The 21,257-nt window shown below is 41.6% G+C and carries 19 protein-coding genes and 1 pseudogene; all 20 read left to right on the top strand.

Going from position 1 to position 21,257, the window contains the following annotated elements:
• Positions 1 to 96: 96 nt before the first annotated feature.
• The 20 genes and pseudogenes from PG418_RS01625 (at position 97) to PG418_RS01720 (ending at position 21,150) form a co-directional block, all read left to right on the top strand.
• Positions 97 to 531, top strand: a complete 435-nt coding sequence (locus PG418_RS01625) for a C-GCAxxG-C-C family protein (RefSeq protein WP_270246915.1) — start codon at positions 97 to 99, stop codon at positions 529 to 531.
• Positions 532 to 1,215: a TIGR04282 family arsenosugar biosynthesis glycosyltransferase gene (locus PG418_RS01630; protein ID WP_022221077.1), complete on the top strand. Its 684-nt coding sequence runs from the start codon at positions 532 to 534 to the stop codon at positions 1,213 to 1,215.
• Complete coding sequence (locus PG418_RS01635) at positions 1,208 to 2,185, top strand: heterodisulfide reductase-related iron-sulfur binding cluster (protein WP_195488118.1); 978 nt, start codon at positions 1,208 to 1,210, stop codon at positions 2,183 to 2,185. Before PG418_RS01630 ends, PG418_RS01635 begins: the two co-directional genes overlap by 8 nt.
• Before the next feature lie 18 nt (positions 2,186 to 2,203).
• On the top strand, positions 2,204 to 3,085 hold the full coding sequence (locus tag PG418_RS01640; protein ID WP_055158573.1) for a LysR family transcriptional regulator: 882 nt from the start codon (positions 2,204 to 2,206) through the stop codon (positions 3,083 to 3,085).
• Positions 3,086 to 3,190: 105 nt separating this feature from the next.
• Entirely contained in the window at positions 3,191 to 4,450 is a 1,260-nt protein-coding gene (locus PG418_RS01645) for an ABC transporter substrate-binding protein (protein WP_270246916.1), read from the top strand.
• A gap of 1 nt (position 4,451) precedes the next feature.
• Entirely contained in the window at positions 4,452 to 5,315 is an 864-nt protein-coding gene (locus PG418_RS01650; protein ID WP_055158570.1) for an ABC transporter permease, read from the top strand.
• A 13-nt stretch (positions 5,316 to 5,328) separates the two neighbouring features.
• A complete protein-coding gene (locus PG418_RS01655; protein WP_270246917.1) occupies positions 5,329 to 6,138 on the top strand; it encodes an ABC transporter permease in 810 nt (269 codons plus the stop codon).
• A gap of 13 nt (positions 6,139 to 6,151) precedes the next feature.
• Complete coding sequence (locus PG418_RS01660; RefSeq protein ID WP_270246919.1) at positions 6,152 to 7,177, top strand: ABC transporter ATP-binding protein; 1,026 nt, start codon at positions 6,152 to 6,154, stop codon at positions 7,175 to 7,177.
• A gap of 15 nt (positions 7,178 to 7,192) precedes the next feature.
• Positions 7,193 to 8,080, top strand: coding sequence for a nucleoside hydrolase (locus tag PG418_RS01665; RefSeq protein WP_270246920.1), 888 nt, complete (start codon positions 7,193 to 7,195; stop codon positions 8,078 to 8,080).
• A gap of 5 nt (positions 8,081 to 8,085) precedes the next feature.
• A pseudogene (locus PG418_RS01670) lies at positions 8,086 to 8,763 on the top strand (TIGR04283 family arsenosugar biosynthesis glycosyltransferase); the annotation flags it as partial.
• A gap of 139 nt (positions 8,764 to 8,902) precedes the next feature.
• Complete coding sequence (locus tag PG418_RS01675; protein ID WP_270246921.1) at positions 8,903 to 9,679, top strand: ABC transporter permease; 777 nt, start codon at positions 8,903 to 8,905, stop codon at positions 9,677 to 9,679.
• An 8-nt stretch (positions 9,680 to 9,687) separates the two neighbouring features.
• On the top strand, positions 9,688 to 10,425 hold the full coding sequence (locus PG418_RS01680; RefSeq protein WP_270246922.1) for an ABC transporter ATP-binding protein: 738 nt from the start codon (positions 9,688 to 9,690) through the stop codon (positions 10,423 to 10,425).
• Positions 10,426 to 10,434: 9 nt separating this feature from the next.
• On the top strand, positions 10,435 to 11,016 hold the full coding sequence (locus PG418_RS01685) for a hypothetical protein (RefSeq protein WP_055247767.1): 582 nt from the start codon (positions 10,435 to 10,437) through the stop codon (positions 11,014 to 11,016).
• A gap of 24 nt (positions 11,017 to 11,040) precedes the next feature.
• Entirely contained in the window at positions 11,041 to 13,497 is a 2,457-nt protein-coding gene (locus tag PG418_RS01690; RefSeq protein ID WP_270246924.1) for a glycosyltransferase family 2 protein, read from the top strand.
• Positions 13,498 to 13,500: 3 nt separating this feature from the next.
• Entirely contained in the window at positions 13,501 to 15,312 is a 1,812-nt protein-coding gene (locus tag PG418_RS01695; RefSeq protein WP_498836966.1) for a glycosyltransferase family 2 protein, read from the top strand.
• Positions 15,309 to 16,658 carry an undecaprenyl-phosphate glucose phosphotransferase gene (locus PG418_RS01700; RefSeq protein ID WP_243172262.1) on the top strand — a complete coding sequence of 450 codons (1,350 nt, stop codon included), beginning with the start codon at positions 15,309 to 15,311 and terminating at the stop codon, positions 16,656 to 16,658. Before PG418_RS01695 ends, PG418_RS01700 begins: the two co-directional genes overlap by 4 nt.
• Entirely contained in the window at positions 16,655 to 17,590 is a 936-nt protein-coding gene (locus PG418_RS01705) for a glycosyltransferase family 2 protein (protein ID WP_175305219.1), read from the top strand. The genes PG418_RS01700 and PG418_RS01705 overlap by 4 nt, the downstream gene beginning before the upstream one ends.
• Positions 17,583 to 18,872 carry an LCP family protein gene (locus tag PG418_RS01710; protein WP_242856259.1) on the top strand — a complete coding sequence of 430 codons (1,290 nt, stop codon included), beginning with the start codon at positions 17,583 to 17,585 and terminating at the stop codon, positions 18,870 to 18,872. The genes PG418_RS01705 and PG418_RS01710 overlap by 8 nt, the downstream gene beginning before the upstream one ends.
• A gap of 14 nt (positions 18,873 to 18,886) precedes the next feature.
• Positions 18,887 to 19,816, top strand: coding sequence for a rhodanese-like domain-containing protein (locus tag PG418_RS01715; RefSeq protein WP_055156750.1), 930 nt, complete (start codon positions 18,887 to 18,889; stop codon positions 19,814 to 19,816).
• Positions 19,817 to 19,830: 14 nt separating this feature from the next.
• Positions 19,831 to 21,150 (top strand): glycosyltransferase, encoded by a 1,320-nt coding sequence (locus PG418_RS01720; protein ID WP_416387073.1) that lies wholly within the window; start codon positions 19,831 to 19,833, stop codon positions 21,148 to 21,150.
• Positions 21,151 to 21,257: the final 107 nt, after the last annotated feature.

The following is a 21,257-nucleotide window of genomic DNA, read 5'->3' on the forward strand; positions in this document are numbered from 1 at the left end:
AAATTATAGTTAAATACGATAAGACAATCTATAGAAATAGGACTGGTTTGATGTTAGAATGAAAAAGTGATGTAAGATGACAAAGGAGAGAGAAAAATGATAGAAGAAAGTATGATTCGGGAAAAATTTATAAAAGGATATGATTGCTCTCAGGTCGTTCTGTCTTATTTCGCAGAGAGACTTGGGATTACGGAAGAGATGGCGAATAAAGTCTCGGCTTGTTTTGGAGGTGGAATGATGCATGGGGATACATGCGGTGCATTTACCGGAGCAATCATGGTTGTTGGATTAAAATATGGACACTGGGATGTGAATACTCTGCTTCGGCAAAAAGAAGAAATGATGAACAAATATGCAGAATTTAGAGCATTGTTTCTGGAAAAGTTTGCAACAAACAGTTGCAAAGAGTTACTAGGCTATGATGTATCGCTTCCGGAACAGCTTGAAGAAGCACTTTCGAGTGGCAGAATGCTGGATTTTTGTCCTAAAGTAGTGGGAAGTGTGATTGAAATGTTGGAGGAAATATTATAGATGAAAGATGCACTTATTTTATTTACGAGGGTGCCGATACCAGGACAGACAAAGACCAGGCTGATGCCTTTTCTAACTGGGGAAGAGTGCGCGCGTCTGCATGCCTGCTTTGTAAAGGATATATATGAAAAAGCAAAGCAGGTGGATGCGGATATTTTCGTGTTTTTTACACCAAAGGATGAAAAGAAGCTACTACAGCAAGTTCTTGATAATGAGACAGTATGTCTTCCACAATTTGGTGATGATCTTGGTGAAAGGATGAAGAATGCGATTGGAATCGTACTGAGAATGGGGTATGAGAAAGTAATTCTGATCGGGACAGATATTCCGCAGATTCACCCGGAAACACTGAAAAATGCATTTGATAATCTTGGGGGAAAAGATATTGTGATTCATCCTACATTTGATGGAGGGTACTATCTGATCGGAATGAAAAAAGAATATGATTCTATATGGAAAATTGAACGATACGGAACGAATACAGTTATTTATGATACCTTACAGCACATGAGAAATGAGAAGCTCTCTACGGCGGTAGGTCAGATGTATTATGATGTGGATGATAAGGGAGATTTGTACCACCTGTATGAGGATATTGAAAAGGGAGCAATTTGTAACTGTCCAATTACGATTGATTATCTGGAACTGGGACTGAAAGGAAAGCTGGATAAAAATTATGAATAAGTGGGATTTGGATGCATGTATCCATTGTGGAAAATGTACCAGAAGTTGTCTGTTTCTGGAAAAATACGGAATTGATCTGCCGGTATTAAAAGAAAAACCGGAGCTGGCATATCATTGTTTCTTGTGTGGAACCTGCGGGTGTGTCTGTCCAAAAGGAATTGATGGAAAAGAGATTGCACTTGACAGTCGGAGAAAATTGGTTGAAGACGGAGGTGGGAAGCTTCTTGATAATTCATATGACGGACTGCTCTTAGAAAAGAATCCGTACAAATTTGCAAATTACCGCCATTCAAAAAAGAAAGCAGTTTTTTTTACGGGATGTAATTTTCCGTCTTTTTTTCCGAAAACGACAGATAAGTTGGTGGAAGAATTCGCAAAATATGATGTGGGAGTTGTATATGACTGTTGTGGGAAACCGATTGAAGAACTGGGACTTGTTTCAGAGGCAGCGGGGATCATTGAGCGAATCAACTGGAAATTAAAAGAGTCAGGAGTAGAACAGGTGATCATGGCATGTCCGAACTGCTATTATTTTTTAAAAGGACGACTGGATGCGGAGATTATCAGTGTTTACGAAAAAATGGCAGAGCTTAAAATTGGAAATATTTATCAAAAAGATAGGATTCCAATGTATTATCCATGTCCGGACCGAAAAGACAGAAAGTTTGAATATGATATGAAGCCATTCCTTGTCGGAAAGGTAGAAGATGCATTCAGAGATGTACAGTGTTGCGGGCTTGGTGGATGCGCAGCTGGAAAAGAAGCGGATGTGGCACAGGCACTGACAGACCGTGTAAAAGCATCGAGGGAGCCGGAACTTTATACATATTGCGCTTCGTGCATCTGTAGTTTCAGAAGGAGAGGATATGAAGATGCAAAGCATTTGCTACCGCTTATTATGGGAATCGATGAAAAGGTACCTCTTGGGAAAACACCTATTTTGAATCGGGCAAAATGTAAATTTAAATAGGGGAGTCGTGGGAAAAGAATGACGATTAAAGAATTAGAGGAATTTCGGATGATTTGTCAAAGAGGAAGTCTTGCGAGGGCTTCAAAAGAGCTTTTTATGTCACCACAGGGACTCAGCCGTGTACTGAAAAATCTGGAAAATGAACTGGAATGTACGTTGCTTGACAGGGTTGCCTCCGGGATAGAACTGACAGAGAGCGGACAGAGGCTGTATGATTATGCGAATACGGTTCTTAGCGAATATGACAAATTGAAAAAAGAAATTGATATGATACGTGCGAGTGAGGAAGGGACAGTAGAACTTCTGGTTGCCTATGATATCCTGCGTTACCTGACGCCAGACTGTATTCTGGAATTTCAGAAGAAATATCCGAATGTGACATTTTCTTATATGGAATATCCGGATCGGATCGTAGAGAAAATGCTGCTTGACAAAGAAGGGAATGTGGCATTGTCGATTGGACCATTTGCAGGAGATTGTTTTGATATGAAAAGTTTAAAAAAATGCAGTCTGGGGCTTCTGGTCTATGAAGAACATTCTCTGGCGAAAAAAAGAGAAGCAACTATTCTGGATCTGGAAGGCGAGCCTCTTTATCTTGAAAACAGCAGTTTTAAACTCAATGAGTTTATTCAGAGCAGATGCTGGAACCGGGGATTTGAACCGGATATTGTATTTGAGACAAATGGATTTGATCTCTGCTATAAAATGTGCCGGCTGAAGAGAGGGATTTCTGTGACGATTGACTTTGTCCATGAAGATATGAATACAGAGGGGCTAGTCATGATTCCTTTCGCAGAAGATGATATGATCTGGGAAATCGGTCTTCTTACGCTGAAGGACAGAGCAATGGAATCATCGGTAGAAAAATTCTATAAGTATATAGAAAATTACAATAGCTAAACGAAGTGTTGCGGGGCAACAACAAAGCAGGAATGAAAAACAGCGTGCTTTTTGTTAATAATTTGTTATAATGAAGGACGGAGAAAATGAAGGAGGAAAATTTTAATGAAAAAGAGAATTGCAGCGCTGCTTTTAAGTACTGTGATGGCGTTTTCCTTAACAGCATGTGGAAACAGCGCAAAGACAGAAAAAGCAGACAACAAAGAAACCAAGCAGACAACCGAAGCCGTAGAGGATATGAGCTTCGATGAAATGGTGGATGCAGCCAAGGGTACAACCGTTACATTTTACGGATGGGGCGGAGATGATAGCTTAAATGACTGGCTTGACAACTACTATGCACCGCGTCTGAAAGAAAAATATGACATCACACTGGAACGTGTACCGATGGATATTGATGTGATTTTAAGTCAGCTTTCCGGTGAAATTTCAACAGATAAAAAAGATGGCGATATCGATATGATCTGGATTAATGGAGAAAACTTCAAGACCTGTAAAGAAAACAACATGCTTTACGGACCGTTTGCAGAAGAACTTCCGAACTTCCAGTCTTATATTGATACAGATGATGAAGAGACAAATGCAGACTTCTGCTTTCCGATTGAGGGATATGAAGCTCCATACGGAAAAGCACAGCTTGTTATGATCGCAGATACAGCAGTAACACCGGATCTTCCGACAAACACAGATGAGTTCATGGAGTTCTGCAAAGCGAACAAAGGAAAAGTAACTTATCCTGCATTACCTGACTTTACAGGAAGTGCATTTGTTCGTAATGTGATTTACGATATCTGCGGATATGAACAGTTCATGGATATGGAAGCTGATAAAGAGACTGTAAAAGCAGCAATTGAGCCAGCTCTTGAATATCTGCGTGAACTGAATCCATACCTGTGGAATGAAGGAAAGACTTTCCCGAAGGATTCTACGGCACTGACCAATATGTACTCTGACGGAGAAGTTGTAATGGATATCTCTTACAGTGCATATTCAACAGCTACCAATATTGAAAATGGTACTTACACAGAAACATCTCAATCCTTCCAGTTCGATAAAGGAACAATTGGAAATACAAATTACATTGCAATTGCAGCAAATTCAGGAAACGTAGCAGGAGCCCAGGTAGCAATCAACGAGATGATGGATCCGGAAGTACAGGCAGATCGTTTCACAGAGATCCGTACCATTCCGGTTGTAGATTACAAAAAATTAAACGATACACAGAAAGAAGCATTTGATAAAGTTGAAATCGGTAAGGGAGTAATCTCTCAGGATGAACTTTTATCAAAACGTCTTCCGGAAATGCCTTCCGCACTTGTACCGATCATCGAAGAGATCTGGGCAGAGGAAGTAGTAGGAAAATAAAATGAAGAAAAAAATGACACCTTATATACTGTTGGTGCCGCAACTTATATTAGGCGTAGTTTTTATTATTGGTCTGGGAACTGGAATCATCCAAAGTTTAGGGGTGATTCCAGCTTTTGGGTTAACGGAACCGACGCTGAAATATTATAAGGAGGTACTGACAAGGCCGGATCTTTTGCAGTCATTAAAATATAGTATGTACATTGCATTTATGTCGGCTTTTCTTGCCACAGTAACAGGAACATTTCTGTGTGCAGTTCTGGTGAGTGCCGGAAAAGTGCGCGGAATCATTATGCGGATCGTTCAGATTCCGATCATTGTTCCCCATGTTGTTGTGGCACTCTTTATTGTAAACATTCTTTCGCAAAATGGAATCCTTGCGAGAATCCTTGCAAATGCAGGACTGATTACGGATCAGCAGCAGTTTCCGATGCTGATCTATGACAGATATGGACTTGGTGTAATTCTTGCCTATCTGTGGAAGGAAATTCCATTCATAATCTATTTTGTGATTGCTCTGATGGCGAATATCAATGGCAGTCTTGGAGAAGCAGCGGCCAATCTTGGAGCGAATAAACTTCAGACCTTCATGAAAGTAACGCTTCCTTTATGTATGAATACAGTGCTCAGTGGTTTCCTGATCATCTTTGTATTTGCACTTGGAGCATATGAGCTGCCGTTCATACTTGGAGCAACGACACCAAAGGCGCTGCCGGTTCTGGCTTATCTGGAATATACCAAGCCGGATCTGCGGGCGCGACCGTATGCGATGGCGATCAATGGAATCCTGATCGTGATCTCTCTGATTGCAGCAGTTTTATATTACATATTACTTCGCCGGAGCACGAAGAAGCTGGCAGGTTAGGAGGAATAGGAAGATGAAAAGAAAAAAGAACATCTGGGAAGGCCTGATCATAGGCATTTTTATTTTCCTGGTTATCGTACCGATCCTTACAATCCTTGTCTGGGTGGGAACTGAGAGATGGGCGTGGCCGTCGCTCATACCACAGAAATTTTCTATGAGAGCGGTGAATGGAATACTGAGAAACAGGCAGCAGCTTGTGCGACTTTGTATGTCCAGTCTTTTCATATCGGCTTCGGTCGCGTTCCTGTCGGTTGTGATTGGAACAATGACGGCGAGGGCGCTGGAATGCTATGACTTTTTTGGAAAGCGGCTGTTTTCATTTATGTCGATGCTTCCGTTTCTTGTTCCGGGAACCGTGTTTGCGATGGGGGTTCAGATTACCTTTATCAAATGTGGATTAAGCGGAACCGTTCAGGGAGTCATTATTGTCCATCTGATCTGTTCTCTTCCGTATGCAGTTACGCTGATGCAGGATGGAACAAGAGCAATTGGGGTAAAGCTGGAGGAGCAGGCAAGAGTTCTGGGGGCTGGTGCGCTTCAGGCGTTTTTTAAAGTGACACTTCCGAATCTGTTTCCGGTCATGCTTTCTGCGTTTTCGATGGCATTTGTTGTTTCGTTCAGTCAGTATTTCTTGACGTTGATGATCGGCGGGGGAAATGTCAAAACATTTGCAATCGTCATGGTTCCATATCTCGGAAGCGGAGAACGTAATTTTGCCAGCATTTACAGTGTGATATTCCTGGTGATCATGCTTCTGGTGTTTGGAATACTGGAATGGATCGTGGGACGTTTTACAAAGGCACAGGAAGTAGAATATTATTAGGCAGGAGGAGCACATGAGTCTTACAATTAAAGAACTTTGTGTAGATTTACAAAAGACAAGAATACTGAAGAATATAAATCTGGAGATTAGAACGGGAGAATTTGTTTCGCTTCTTGGCGCCTCAGGCTGCGGAAAGACAACACTGTTAAAAAGCATTGCAGGTCTTCTTGAAACGCAGGAAGGGGATATCCGGATCGATGACACATCGATTACAAATCTTGCACCGGAAAAAAGAGGAACCGTGATTGTTTTTCAGGATCTCAGACTGTTTCCGCATATGACGGTAGAACAGAATATCAGCTTTTCGATGGATCTGAAAAAAATCCCGAAAAAAGATAAGCAGGCGCAGGTAGGAGAACTGTTAAAAGCTGTCCAGCTGGAAGGATTTGAGAAGCGTAAGATCCGGGAAATGTCCGGTGGACAGCGTCAGAGGGTCGCGCTGGCAAGAGCGCTTGCGGCAGATCCGAAAATTCTTCTTCTTGATGAACCATTTTCAAGCCTGGATGAGAATCTGCGGTGCGAGATGGCAGATCTGGTAAGAAAGCTGCATCATGAGATGGGGCTTACGGTCGTTATGGTCACGCATGATAAAGAAGAAGCGATGAAAGTGTCTGACCGGATCGCTCTGATGAAAGCTGGAGAAGTGCTTCAGCATGATAAGCCGGAGAGGATGTTCTACCATCCAGAGTCCAGAGCGGTGGCAGATTATATGGGACAGACAAATTATATTTTTGGGAAAGTGGAGAATGGCAGATTCGTAAGCCGGGCAGTTTCATTTGAGACGCAGAAAGCGGAAGGAGAGTATGAACTGATGGTCAGACCATCGGCGATCACGCTGACCGTAGATGAGACGGAAAGAATGTATCAGATTGAAGAAGTTATGTTTGAGGGGGAAACAGCAGAAATCCTGTTGAAGTATGCAGATGGAAAGCTGACAGTATGGATGCTTCACCGTGACTGGATGAAACTGGGGGTAAAAACAGGAGAACTGGTTGGCATCAAAATTGATGAAAGACAGGGGATTTTGTTTCAGAAGTGATAAAAGGAGAATGGTATGCGAAAAATAATTCATGATTGTGACTGTACGTTTGGAATTAACGGGTGTGATGTAGATGATGGACTGGCACTGCTGTATCTTCTGGGGGATCCGGAAGCAGAGGTCCTGGGAGTGACGACAACTTATGGGAACAATACGCTAGAGAAGGTTTACGAAAATACAAAGAAGTTTGTAAAGAAAATCGGGCATGACGAGTTGCGCGTTTACAAAGGTGGAGCAACACCGGGAGAAACCGAAAGTGAAGCGGCACATTATCTTGCCGAGATGGCAGAAAAATATGCCGGGGAGCTGGAAATTCTGGTGACGGGTTCCGTGACAAATCTTTATGGAGCCTGGAAACACAATCCTGAGTTTTTTCATCAGGTGAAGAGTATCGTATTGATGGGAGGAACAACAGAACCACTGATCTTTGCAAAGCGGGAAATGGATGAACTTAATTTCTCCTGTGATCCGCTGGCAACTTATACGACACTTACCAGTGGAACGGATGTTGCGGTTATTACGGGTAATAATTGCCTGAAGGTACTTTTTACAAGAGAAGAGTATGAAAGAGAACTTTCGGATCTGAGTAAGGGAGTTGTAAGGCTGATCAAGAATGAGACGGATTACTGGTTTGACAATAACTGGGATGAATATGGAATTCCCGGATATTATAACTGGGATGCGATTGCTGCGGCTTACTTGATGCATCCGGAACTTTTTGAGATACAGAGAGTGGACATGCAGCTGTCAACAGAAAAGCTTACAAAGGGAAGATTGATTTTGGCAGAGGATGAAACGAAAAAGAACTGCACCCTCAAGATCCCGGTGATCAGAGATGCGGACGAGTTCCGTAGAAATCTGTATGATACCTGGATGAACGTAGAAATTGAAACCGTGAAGTAGAGATGAAAATATCAATTATTATACCAACATACAATGAAGAATCGACAATTGAAAGGCTGATGGAGACACTGGAGCCGCTGAATGAAAGATGTGAGATTCTGTTTGTAGACGGGGGAAGCACGGATGGAACACTGGCACTTTTGAAGGACCGGTATCCGGTGATTCAGTCCCCGAAAGGAAGGGCAAAGCAGATGAACATGGGAGCGGAAGAAAGCAGTGGAGATGTACTTTTTTTCCTGCACTGCGACAGTGAAGTTCCACCTACAGCATTAGAAGAGATTGAGACTGTAATGAAAAAATACCGGGCAGGGTGTTTTGGAATTGCATTTCATTCATATAACTTTTTTATGTTCACCTGCAGGGTGATCTCCAATCACAGGATTAAAGACAGAAAAGTAATGTTTGGAGACCAGGGGATTTTCATTGACCGGAAGTTGTTTTTTGAAGTGGGAAAATTTCCGGAGATGCCGATTCTGGAGGATTATCAGTTTTCACTGATCCTCAAAGAAAAAGGGATTCCGCTCGGGATGACAAGACACAGGATTTATACTTCAGACAGAAGATTTGGCGGAAATACAATCGAAAAGCTGAAAGTAATGTGGCTTATGAACCGGCTGAGAGCCATGTACCGGGATGGTGTTCCGGCAGAAGAGATTGCAAAATTATATAAGGATGTCCGTTAGGGAGTCTGCTTTATGCAGACTCCTTTACTTATTCGGAAAATCAATAAAAGAAATAGAGAAAATCAATGATAAGTGTAAGGGATTTGATTGAATAAAGACTGAAAAAATAATATAATTATAATTTAAAGGGGAAGAAAATATGTCAGTTTATATTCAAAATTTTGTCAAATTTAAGCCGTTTTTAAAAGAACTGGTTTCAAGAGACGTGAAGGTGAAATACCGGCGTTCCATACTGGGGGTTTTATGGACACTGCTGAATCCACTTCTTATGATGACGGTTTTATCCATCGTTTTCTCAAATCTGTTTAAATTTGATATAGAGAATTTTCCGTTGTATTTGTTATGTGGGCAGGTTATTTTTAACTTTTTCAATGACGCTACGACAAATGCAATGTCAGCAATTATCGGGAGTGCATCTCTGATAAAGAAGGTGTATGTACCGAAATATGTATTCGTGATGTCAAGGGTGTGTTCCAGTCTGATCAATCTGATGGCATCCTGTGCAGCGTTATTTCTGATTATGATCGGTATGCGTGCGGAGCTTCACTGGACAATGCTTCTTTCAGTTGTGCCACTTTTTTTGCTGGTGGTTCTGGCTCTGGGGATTGGACTGATTCTGGCGACGATTGCGGTGAAATACAGGGATGTTCTGCACTTGTATTCGGTGCTGATGGCAGTGCTGATGTATCTGACACCGGTTATCTATCCAATGTCGATTCTGCCGGAATGGTTATACCATCTGGTAATGATAAACCCTCTGACCAGTATTCTGATCATGTTCCGGAATGTTGTGATCTATGGCAGACTTCCAGGTCTGGTGATGCTTCTGGTGACAGCAGCAGAAGCTGTACTGTGTCTTGGAGTGGGATGCTGGTTTTTTTATAAGCATCAGGATGGTTTTATCTTTGATTTGTAGGAGTAAGGATGGAGAAAAAAGTAATTGTAAAAGTAGAAGATGTTTCCATCAAATTCAGTCTGGCATCAGAGAAATTTGATGGATTTAAGGAATATTTTATACAGAGAGTAAAGAAAAAGATTACCTATCAGGATTTCTGGGCACTGCAGGATGTGTCGTTTGAAGTCTATAAAGGAGAAACACTGGGACTGATCGGTGTAAACGGAAGTGGAAAAAGTACGATGTTGAAAATCATTGCCGGTGTCATGAAACCAACCTGTGGCAGCGTTAAGACTTCCGGTGTGATCGCGCCGCTGATCGAACTGGGAGCAGGGTTTGATTTTGACCTGACTGCAAAGGAGAACGTATTTCTGAACGGGACGCTGCTTGGATATACCAGGGAATATCTGGAGAAGCACTATGAAGAGATTGTAGAGTTTTCAGAACTGTACCAGTTTATGGATGTACCGGTGAAAAATTTTTCATCGGGAATGTTTTCGCGTCTCGCGTTTGCGGTAGCAACAATCGGACAGCCGGATATTCTGATCGTGGATGAGGTATTATCGGTAGGCGATTTCCATTTTCAGCAGAAATGTGAAGCAAGAATTAACCGGATGAAGGAGAATGGAGCTACGATTTTGTTTGTTTCGCATAATATGGAGCAGGTGAGAAATCTGTGCAGCCGAATTGTATGGCTGGAACATGGAAGAGTTCGCAGTATCGGGGATGCAGATGAGTTGTGCAGAGAATATCAGGAAGCAGAATAAGAGGGAAAAATGAAAAAAATAAAAAAGATGGCAGCAGTTATTATACTGATTCTGATTGCATTTATTTATGGACATATTCATAAGACCCATGCGATTTATGACCGGACGGTTGAAAATGATCAGTATATCATGCTGGACGGATCACAGAGTCAGATAACACAGGAGTTTATCTGTGAGGAAGATTCGCTGGATGGAATTCAGGTGAAATGCCAGAATTTGCAGGAAGATCCAGAAGCAGAGATCCGAATTTATCTTCAGGATTGTGAAAATGGAGAAACGGTTGCGGAATCTGTGAAGAAGGTGGGAGATATAAAAACGGGCAAATTCAATGAATTTTCGTTTGATACGGTAACCAGATGCAGGGGGAAGGCGTATAAAGTAGTATTTGAAAAAGATTCTATTGCACTTTATACGGAAAAGACATCAGAGGAAGGAACAAATTTGAAAATAAATAGTGAAGAAAGTGAAGGAACTTTAATTTTAAAGACGGTTACATATCGGTTCGATATAGAAACATTTTGCGTATTTCTGCTGCTAGTATTGTATATCTGTGTTTTCTTTCAGTTTTTGAACTGGTTATTTTCCAGATAGTGTGGAAGTGAGAGGATTTGAAAAATGGAAAATGCTTTTTATATCGCAACATGTCGGTTTCATGTAAAAGAAAAAGACAGATTACTTATTACGGGATATTTTCTGGATAACAGACCAGATGGAAACCGGATTGAAATCCGGCTGGATGGAAAGAAACTATTTTATACAACGGATGGAATCCGTCTTCATCCGTTGAAGTTCCGTAAGATAAGAAAAAGACTTATAACCAAACAGTTTTTTCTTTGGATACATCTTCCGAAAGACTGGAGAGAAGCGTCCAGACTGGAAGTATTGCAGTCGTATCGTGGAAAAGAAGAATTGATGAAGACCTTTGCAGTCAGTGAATTGAAGAATCTGGAGAAATGGCTGGCAAACAGCATAGATAAGGTGAATACTGAAGAAAAAGGATTTTCAGTCGAGGGATGGTATTATAGAAGGAAAAATGCATCGATTCGGTTTCTGGATGAGAATCAGAATGAACTGGAGATGAAAGAAGAAAAAATCCGGCGTCTGGATGTGCTGCGAGAGTATCCGGAATGTAAAAAGGAAGAGATTGCCGGGTTTAAGGCATTTTATGAGGAAGGTATTCCGCGAAAACTGGAAGTATGCTTTGAAGAAGAAGAGAAAAATGCGGAAGAGATCATGAATCTCAAAAGAAAACTGCGACGTCAGAAAATGCTGGATGATTTTCGCAAAGTCAGAATCTATTATCGTCAGTTTGGAATCCGTGCAGCGTTTATCAGGGCGGGTGACAAATTGAGTGGGAAAAACGGTACAGAGTATGAAGAATGGCTGCGAAGACATGAGCCGTCCAGGATCAGACTGTACCGGCAGAAGAGAAAGCAATTTACCCGGATGCCGAAGATTTCGATTGTTGTTCCTCTTTACCGGACACCGGAAAGATATCTGCGGGAAATGCTGGATTCTGTAAGAGGACAGTCCTATCAGAACTGGGAGCTCTGTCTTTCAGATGGAAGCGGGGAAGATTCGTCGATTGCAGGGATTCTGGAAGAATACACAAAGAAGGATAGCCGAATCCGGGTGAAGGACAATAAAAAACAACTGCATATTTCGGATAATACAAATGTGGCACTGGATATGGCAACGGGAGATTATATCGCTTTTATGGATCATGATGATCTGCTGACACCGGACGCATTGTATGAGTGTGTGGCAGAATTGAATGAATATCCGGATACAGAGCTTATTTATACGGATGAAGATAAGATTACGATGGATGGAGAAGAGTATTTCTTCCCTCATTTCAAATCGGATTTTAATCCAGATATGCTTTGTACAACAAATTATTTCTGTCATCTGGTGGTTGTTAAAAAGGAATTATATCAGGCGGCAGGAAAGTTGAACGGCGAATACGATGGTGCACAGGACTATGATTTTGTACTCCGGTGTGTTGAGAAGACCGATAAGATCCGGCATATACCGAAAATCCTATATCACTGGCGAGCATGCGAAGGATCTACAGCAGGCAGTGCAGACAATAAATCCTATATTGTGGATGCAGGTGCAAAAGCGGTAAGAGCGCATTACAGAAGAATGGGAATTGAAGCAGAAGTCATTCCAACGAAGTATCCGGGAATGTACCGGACGAAATATCCGGTAAAACAAACACCTAAGATATCGGTTATTATTCCAAACAAAGATCACACAGATGATCTGATCAAATGCCTGCGATCGATCCGGGAAAAAAATACCTATGAGAATATAGAAATTCTTGTTATAGAAAATAACAGCCAGAAAAAGAAAACGTTTAAAGATTATAGAAGGATCATGCATGAGTATCCAAAAGTTAAGGTTCTGTACTGGAAAGGAGAAGGATTCAATTATCCGGAGATCAATCAGTATGGAATTGATCATGCGACCGGCGAATATCTGCTGTTTCTGAACAACGATACAGAAATGATCGGCAATGACTGTATTAAAGAAATGTTGAGCTATTGTATGCGGGAGGATGTAGGTGCTGTCGGAGCGAGAATGTATTACGAAGATGGAACGCTTCAGCATGGAGGAGTGATCATCGGACTTGGAGGAGTGGCAGGACATGCATTCCTTGGCATAGACGGAGATTCGCCGGGATACTTTGCGAGGGCGCAGGTGGTCCATGATCTGAGTGCGGTGACCGCAGCCTGTATGATGATGAAAAAACGGGTGTATGAAGAAGTTGGAGGATTTGACTCGAAGTTTGCGGTGGCATTTAATGATGTAGATCTGTGCCTGAAAATACGAAAAGCCGGATATCTGATCGTATATGATCCATATGCGGAACTGATTCATTATGAATCCAAGTCAAGAGGATATGAAGATACGGAAGAGAAAATCGAACGTTTCCACGGAGAAGTAAATCTGTTTCAGACAAGGTGGAAAGATTTCCTGAAAAAGGGTGATCCATATTACAGTCCGAATCTGACACTGGATCATAATGATTTTGGACTGAATCATCTGGCAAAAGTGGAGAGGAGATAGGAGATGTTCAATAAAATGTCTCTGTATCGGGTAAAAAAAGGATTCGTATATCTGCGGTACTTTGGACCAAAAGAATTTCTGATACGATTAAAAGAAAGAATCCGTATTCAGAAGATTGATTATGAAAAATGGTATGAGAATCACAGACGAACAGAAGAGGAATTGGAAAGTCAAAGGCAGGAAGCATTTGCGTATGCACCCCTGATCAGTATTGTCGTGCCGGTATATCAGGCACCGGAAGAATTTTTGAGACAGATGATTCTGTCTGTATGCCGTCAGACGTATAAAAATTGGGAATTATGTATGACTGTTTCAGATGAAGAAAGACACAGAATGGAAGAAATTCTGGAAGAGGATGAGTTCAAAGAAAAAGCGATTCACCTGATCGGTATTTCAGAAAACAGAGGAATTTCTGAAAATACAAATGCAGCGATAAAGGAAGCTACCGGAACATATATCGGTTTTTTGGATCAAGATGATCTGCTTGCGCCGGATGCATTGTACGAGATGGTAAAGAAGTTGAATGAGTATCCGGAGGTCGGACTTCTTTATTCAGATGAAGATAAAGTGACGGCAGATCTGAAAAAACATTTTCAGCCGCATTTTAAACCGGATTTCAATCTGGATCTGTTGCGGGCGAATAATTATATCTGTCATTTTTGTGTGATAAAAAAAAGTCTGATTGAAGAAATGGGCGGTCTGAGAAGTGAATTTGACGGAGCGCAGGATTACGATTTGGTTTTCAGGTGTGTGGAAAAAACGATAACGGCGCATGTGCCGAGGATTCTTTATCATTGGAGGGTACATCAGGTTTCTACTGCGGACAATCCAATCAGTAAAACTTATGCATTTGAAGCTGGACAGCGTGCCATAGAAGCACATCTGCTAAGATGTGGTGAACATGCAGAAGTTTTACCGGAACTGGATAGAGGGTTTTATCGTGTCCGGTATAAGGTGCAGGGGAATCCGAAGATTTCCATTCTGATTCCCAATAAAGATCATGTGAAAGATCTGGAAAAATGTCTGCAGTCCATTTCCAAATCGATTTATAAGAATTATGAGATTACGATTATTGAAAATAACAGTAAAAAGGCAGAGACGTTTGCTTACTATGATAAAATAGAATCGGACCATATCCGAATTCTGAGATGGGATGGGCCATTTAATTATTCGGCGATCAACAACTACGCAGTAAGCGAGACTGATGGAGAATATCTGGTACTTCTGAATAATGATACAGAAGTGATTGGAAAGGACTGGCTAGGAGAAATGCTTGCGAACTGCCAGAGAAAAGAAGTCGGGATTGTCGGAGCAAAGCTTTATTATCCAAATGGTCAGGTGCAGCATGCTGGAGTCATTGTTGGGATTCGGGGAATTGCTGGTAATATGTTCCGGGGACTTCCAAAAGGTTATTCCGGGTATCTGCACAAAGCAAGTACTCAGCAGGATTTGTCAGCGGTGACCGCAGCATGTATGATGGTAAAGCGTTCTGTATATGAAGAAGTGGGTGGATTTGAAGAGCAACTTGCAGTGGCGTTCAATGATATTGATTTCTGTCTGAAGGTACGCAGATGTGGATATCTTGTAGTGTATGATCCTTATGTGAAACTGTATCATTATGAATCCAGATCGAGAGGGGCAGAAGATAATGAGGAAAAGATCAGAAGATATCAGTGTGAGATTGATTATGTACGCCGGAACTGGTCTGAAATCATGGAAAAAGGAGATCCGATGTACAATCCTAATCTTACGCTGGTGAAGTGTGATTATTCTTTGCAAAAGAAGATGGATAGAGAAAAGATGGTGGTATTTTGATAAAGAACAATCAGCGGATGTTAAATAAAGCGCAGGTATGTATGGATGCGGGAATCATTGGTGCTACATATTTTTTCTCATGGTATCTGAGATTTAAAAGTGGGTTTTTTGTGCAGGACGTAGGGGTTCTTCCGGCGAAAACGTATTTTTCAGCTTTGTTTTTAATAATCCCTGGATATCTGCTTTTGTATAGTATTTTTCAGCTTTATATGCCAAGGAGGGTAAAAAGTTACCGTAAGGAGCTGATGGATATCATCCGTGCCAATGGAATTGGATTTATGATCTTTATCCTGGTACTTTATTTTATAAAGCAGGAGCATTTTTCAAGACAGATGCTGTGTATTTTCTTCTTTATAAACATCTCGCTGGAATTTGCTTCGAGATATCTGATTCGCACAATTTTGTGGAAAATGCGAAAGCAGGGACTGAATCAGAAACATATCCTGATGATTGGAGAGAGTCAGATGGCAGAACAGTATATGGACAGGCTGAGAGAGAATCCAAAGTGGGGATATCAAGTGTTTGCCCATCTGAAAGATGAAGAGAAACTGGAAAGAATACTGGAGGGGAATGAACTGGATGAGGTTGTGATTGCGCTTCGTGCAGAGGATTATGGAAAACTGGAGCGGATTGTGGATGTCTGTGAGAAGGCAGGGGTACACACGAAAATGATTCCTGATTTTGGAAATGTGATTTCTACCAGGCCTTATATTGAGGATGTGCAGGGGATTCCGGTGATCCATGTCCGCAGAGTTCCACTGAATATCATGCGGAACAGGGCGGCAAAGAGGGCAGTTGATCTGATTGGGGCAACGGTTGCAATCATTCTTTTTTCACCGGTCATGCTGCTTACTGTGCTGGTGGTTGCCTTGACAGAGGAAGGGAGTGTGATCTACCGGCAGGAAAGAGTTGGACTGCATAACCAGGTATTTTATATGTACAAATTTCGGTCTATGATCATGCAGGATGAAGAAAAGGAAAAAGCAGAATGGTCTACCAGGAATGATCCGAGGATTACACCGGTTGGAAAGCTGATCCGCAGAACAAGTATAGATGAATTGCCGCAGCTTTTTAATGTGCTGAAAGGGGAGATGAGTCTGGTGGGACCAAGACCGGAAAGACCGCAGTTTGTGCAAAAGTTCCGGGATGAAATTCCACGTTATATGGTAAAGCATCAGGTACGTCCGGGAATGACTGGATGGGCGCAGATCAATGGCTACCGGGGAGATACTTCCATTGAGAAGCGGATCGAATATGATCTTTACTATATTGAGAACTGGACAATGGTATTTGATATGAAAATATTGATTCTGACAATTTTTAAAGGATTTTTTGACGGAAGATGAAGATAGATGTGATCATACCGGTCTACAGACCGACAGAAAAACTGCATAAAGTATTGTACAGGCTCTGCAGACAGACGCACCTTCCGGAGCAAATCATTCTGTTACACACCAGGGATGGGATAAAGCTGGATGTTTCGGTTTGTAAAGACCGGGTTTCTGTTACAGAGATTCCGATTTTGGAAAAAGAATTTGATCATGGAAGAACCAGAGAGCAGGGAATCTGGATGTCAGATGCAGATATTGTGGTCATGATGACCCAGGATGCAGTTCCGGCAGATCCGTTTCTTTTGGAAAAGCTTTCAGAAGTATTAAATGAGCATCCGGATGCTGTGGCAGCTTATGCCAGACAGATACCGGATCAGAACTGTGGTCTGTTGGAAAAATATACGAGAGTTTTCAATTATCCCCCAAAAAGCCAGATTAAATCGCAGAAGGATTTGCCAAAACTGGGAATAAAAACTTATTTTTGCTCCAATGTATGTGCTGCCTATCGGAGAGGAGTCTATCTGGAACTGGGAGGATTTCCGCATCCGGCCATCTTCAATGAAGATTTGATCTTTGCAGCAGGAGCAATCCAAAATGGATGGAAGATTATTTATAAAGCAGATGCACGGGTGATTCATTCTCATGAGTATACTTACAGAGAGCTGATAAGGAGAAATTTTGACCAGGGTGTATCGCAGGCATGTCATCCAGAAATATTTGAAAAAGTAAAGTCAGAGAAAGAAGGCATACACCTGATTTGCACACTTGTGAAAAAGCTTTTAAAAGAAAGAAAATATTTGCAGATTATACAGCTGTTTGTGGAAAGCGGGTGCAAATATCTGGGCTACCAGATGGGAAAACATTACCGACAATTACCGGAAAGTTTCATCATGAAACTGACAATGAATCATAATTACTGGAGAGGAAGGAATGATGAGGATGCTTAAAAAAATTGCAGGATGGTCATGGAAGAAAAAGATAATAGTGATTATTTGCGTAGTGTTGACACTTGTTCTGGGGGCGGCAGGTGCCGTATTCGGATATGCTGCCAGTAAAGTGAACAAAATTCAGAAGATTGAAGTAAAAAAAGAAACGTTGAAAGAGTCTATTACAGAAGAGGTGGAGCATAAAAGCGGATATCTGAATGTGGCAGTATTCGGGCTGGATTCTAGGGATGGGTCACTAGATAAAGGAAATCGAAGTGATACGATCATGATCGTAAGTTTGAATCAGGAAACTTATGAAGTGAAAATGGTATCGGTGTACCGTGATACTTTTATGCGGCTGAAAGATGGAAGTTATAATAAGGCGAATGCAGCCTATTCTTATTTCGGACCGGATGGGGGTGTTGCTCTTTTGAATGAGAACATGGATATGAACATTGAGAAGTATGTATCTGTGAACTTTAATGCCTTAGTCGATGTAATTGATGCGGTGGGAGGAATGAATCTGGAGCTGACTGATGCAGAAGTAGTCCACATGAATAATTATTGTGTGGAGACTTCTGAAGTAACCGGAAAAAGTTATAAGAAGATTGAGCCGGAAGTCGGAGGTAGCTATCATCTGAATGGAGTACAGGCGGTTTCTTATGCGAGAATCCGTTATACAGATGGTGGAGACGCGCAGCGTACAGTGCGTCAGAGAATCGTCCTTCTGAATATCATGCAGAAGCTGCAGCAGATGGATCTGACGACGATCAATAAGATTGCTGACAGTGTTTTTCCACAGATTGCAACCAATTTTTCTTTTACTGAAATTCTGAATTATGCGAAAGATTTTCAAAAATATAAAGTAGGTGAAACACTTGGATTTCCAAATACAAGGTATTCCAAAATGCTTTCTGGTGTAGGAAGTACAGAAATCGCAGATACACTGGCATCCAATGTTGCCGAAGTACATCAGTTCCTGTTTGGAGATACAGATTATCAGGTATCAGGGACAGTAAAAGGAATTGATGATGAAATAAAAGATGCGCTTTCCAGTGGAAAATATGAGGAAACAGACGAGACGGAAAAAGAGAATGAAAAGTCGGAAGACAAGACATCTGAGGAAACGAATCATACAGAAAGTAATATAGAAGTGACGGAAGATGGAAATGCCGGAACGGATTCTGGCAATTCATCAGCCGACAGTGGATCTGGTTCATCAGCAGTGACAGAACCACAGCAGCCGGATACAGAAACACCGCCGGATTATTATGAGGAAGATTACTATTATGGTGATGATTAAAGGAGGAAAAAGGAATGAGAAAAATAACAAAGTGGTTATGCAGTGTATTGCTTGTAGCAGCAATTGGTCTGACAGGATGTGGACAGAAACAGAAGACGGAAAGTACGGCAGAGAAATCCAATGAAAATCATTTTGTGGGAGAGTGGATCGTTGAGCCGGAGTATGCAATCAGCAAGGTTGGAGATGAAAATACGCTGTTTGTAGATGGAAGGGGAGAAAAAAAGGCAATCCTTGGAACTGTAAAAGGTGCAATTGCTACAGTATGGCAGGATTGGAGTATTACAGAAGGAAAACAGGGAGATGAGAAATGGGGGTGCATCCAGGAGCCGGAACAGCTGGAAGAGACTCTTGGCAATCTTGGAATTACAAAGGATAAAGAAATTATTCTGATCGGTGAGACCCTAGATGGATGGGGAGATGATGCGAGACTTCTCTGGGAACTCCGGGCAGCCGGATATGAAGATGTGAAGATGGTAGATGGCGGATGGAAGGCGTTGAAAGACAGTGGAATCAAGACACAGTTCCTCGCATCCAAACCGGAACCGGCAGAAGTAAAAATCGATGAAATTGATTATTCCCATGTGATGACAACCGAAGAATTACAGAAGAATTATGACGAGTACAAAATTGTGGATGTGCGTACCGATGAAGAATATGAAGGAGCAATCCTGTATGATGAAGCAAAGGGAGGACATCTTCCGGGAGCAATTCATATCCGGTACACGGATCTGTTCGATGATGCGGGATATCTGAAATCCAATGAAGAACTGACAAAAATGTTTGAGGATGCCGGACTGTCTAAAGATGATGAGATCGTCACTTATTGTACAGGAGGAATCCGTTCGGCATATACACAGCTGGTAATGGAAATGTGTGGATTTGAACATACATACAATTATGATCAGTCATTCTGGAGATGGGCTGTTGTTGGAGATGTAGAATAATGGTTAGCGTTTTGATGTGTACTTATAACCGGAGATTTTGTTTGAAACAGGCGATTGACAGCGTACTTTGTCAGACGTATCCGGATTTTGAATTTGTCATCGTAGATGACGGATCGACCGATGGAACAGAAGAACTGATTAAAAGCTATCAGGATCCACGGATCAGATATTTTAAACTGAATCGGAATTCGTTTTACTGTTATGCAGCAAATCAGGGGCTTTATCACTGCCAAGGAGACTATGTGGCATTTATGAACAGCGATGATGCATGGTTGCCGGACAAGCTGGAAAAGCAAGTGACGGTTATGGAAGAGGATCGGATGCTCGGGGCATGTTTTACGAGAGTATATCTGGTTGATGAAAGTGGCAATGATCTGTCAGAAGAATGCAGGGATATGGCAGAGCTTTTTGACAGGAAGTGTTCGACACAGAAAGAATATCTGCATACGCTTCTGCAATCTGGGAATTTTCTTTGTCATCCTTCGGCGCTGGTCAGAAAATCCGTTTTGGACAAGATTGGATATTTCAATCTTTTGTATCGTCAGCTGGCGGATTATGACCTGTGGCTTCGGCTTGTAAGTGAGTCAGAGATCACGGTTCTGGAAGAGAGACTGATCCGCTTTCAATGGGATATAAAAGGAAAGAAACAGATCAGTATGTCAACAAGAGAAAATTCAGTCCGCGCATTTAATGAATCTGTCATGATCCGGAAAAATTGTGTTGAATCGATGACGGATGAAAAATTTTGTCAGTTTTTCCGGGAAGATTTCCGGAATCCGGATTCTGTATCACATTTACAGCTGGAATTTGAAAAAGCATTCTGGTTGATGAAATGTATAGAGGAAGTACCGGGACTGAAAGCAGCGGGGATGGAAATGCTGGGGCAGATTATGAGAGAAGCAAATGCAATGGAGACTTTAAGAGAGCATTTCCATCTGGATATTTTTGATCTGTATCAGTGGAATGGAGAACATATGTATAAGACGCCATGGCTGATGAGTGAAATTGAAGAAGGAAGCCAGCAACTGGCGTATTATAAAGATATTCTCAAACAGAAAGATGAGTATATCGGGCAGCAGAAAGAACAGCTTGAAAAACAAAATGCAGCGATTGAACAGCAGCAGGAATATATAGAAGGACAGCGAAGGCAGGCCGCGCATTATGAAGAACAGCTGGATGAACTTGGCAGACGGATGGAACAGAAAACAGGGCAGCTTAAGAAATATGAGGATAAGATCAGGGAGCAGGATGAAATGATCCAGACATATGCAAATTCAACCAGCTGGAAAATAACAGAACCGATGAGAAAAATCATGCGTCTGCTGAAAAAGTGATTTATAGAAAAGATGAATATACTTAATCCGGGATAAGGACAATCAATTAGTGAATAGATTGAAGATATGTTATAGTTAGAAGAAAGAAGATTAGACGAGGAGAAAAG

The organism is Bariatricus sp. TF06-38A (assembly GCF_027690675.1).
Lineage (GTDB): Bacteria > Bacillota > Clostridia > Lachnospirales > Lachnospiraceae > Allocoprococcus > Allocoprococcus comes.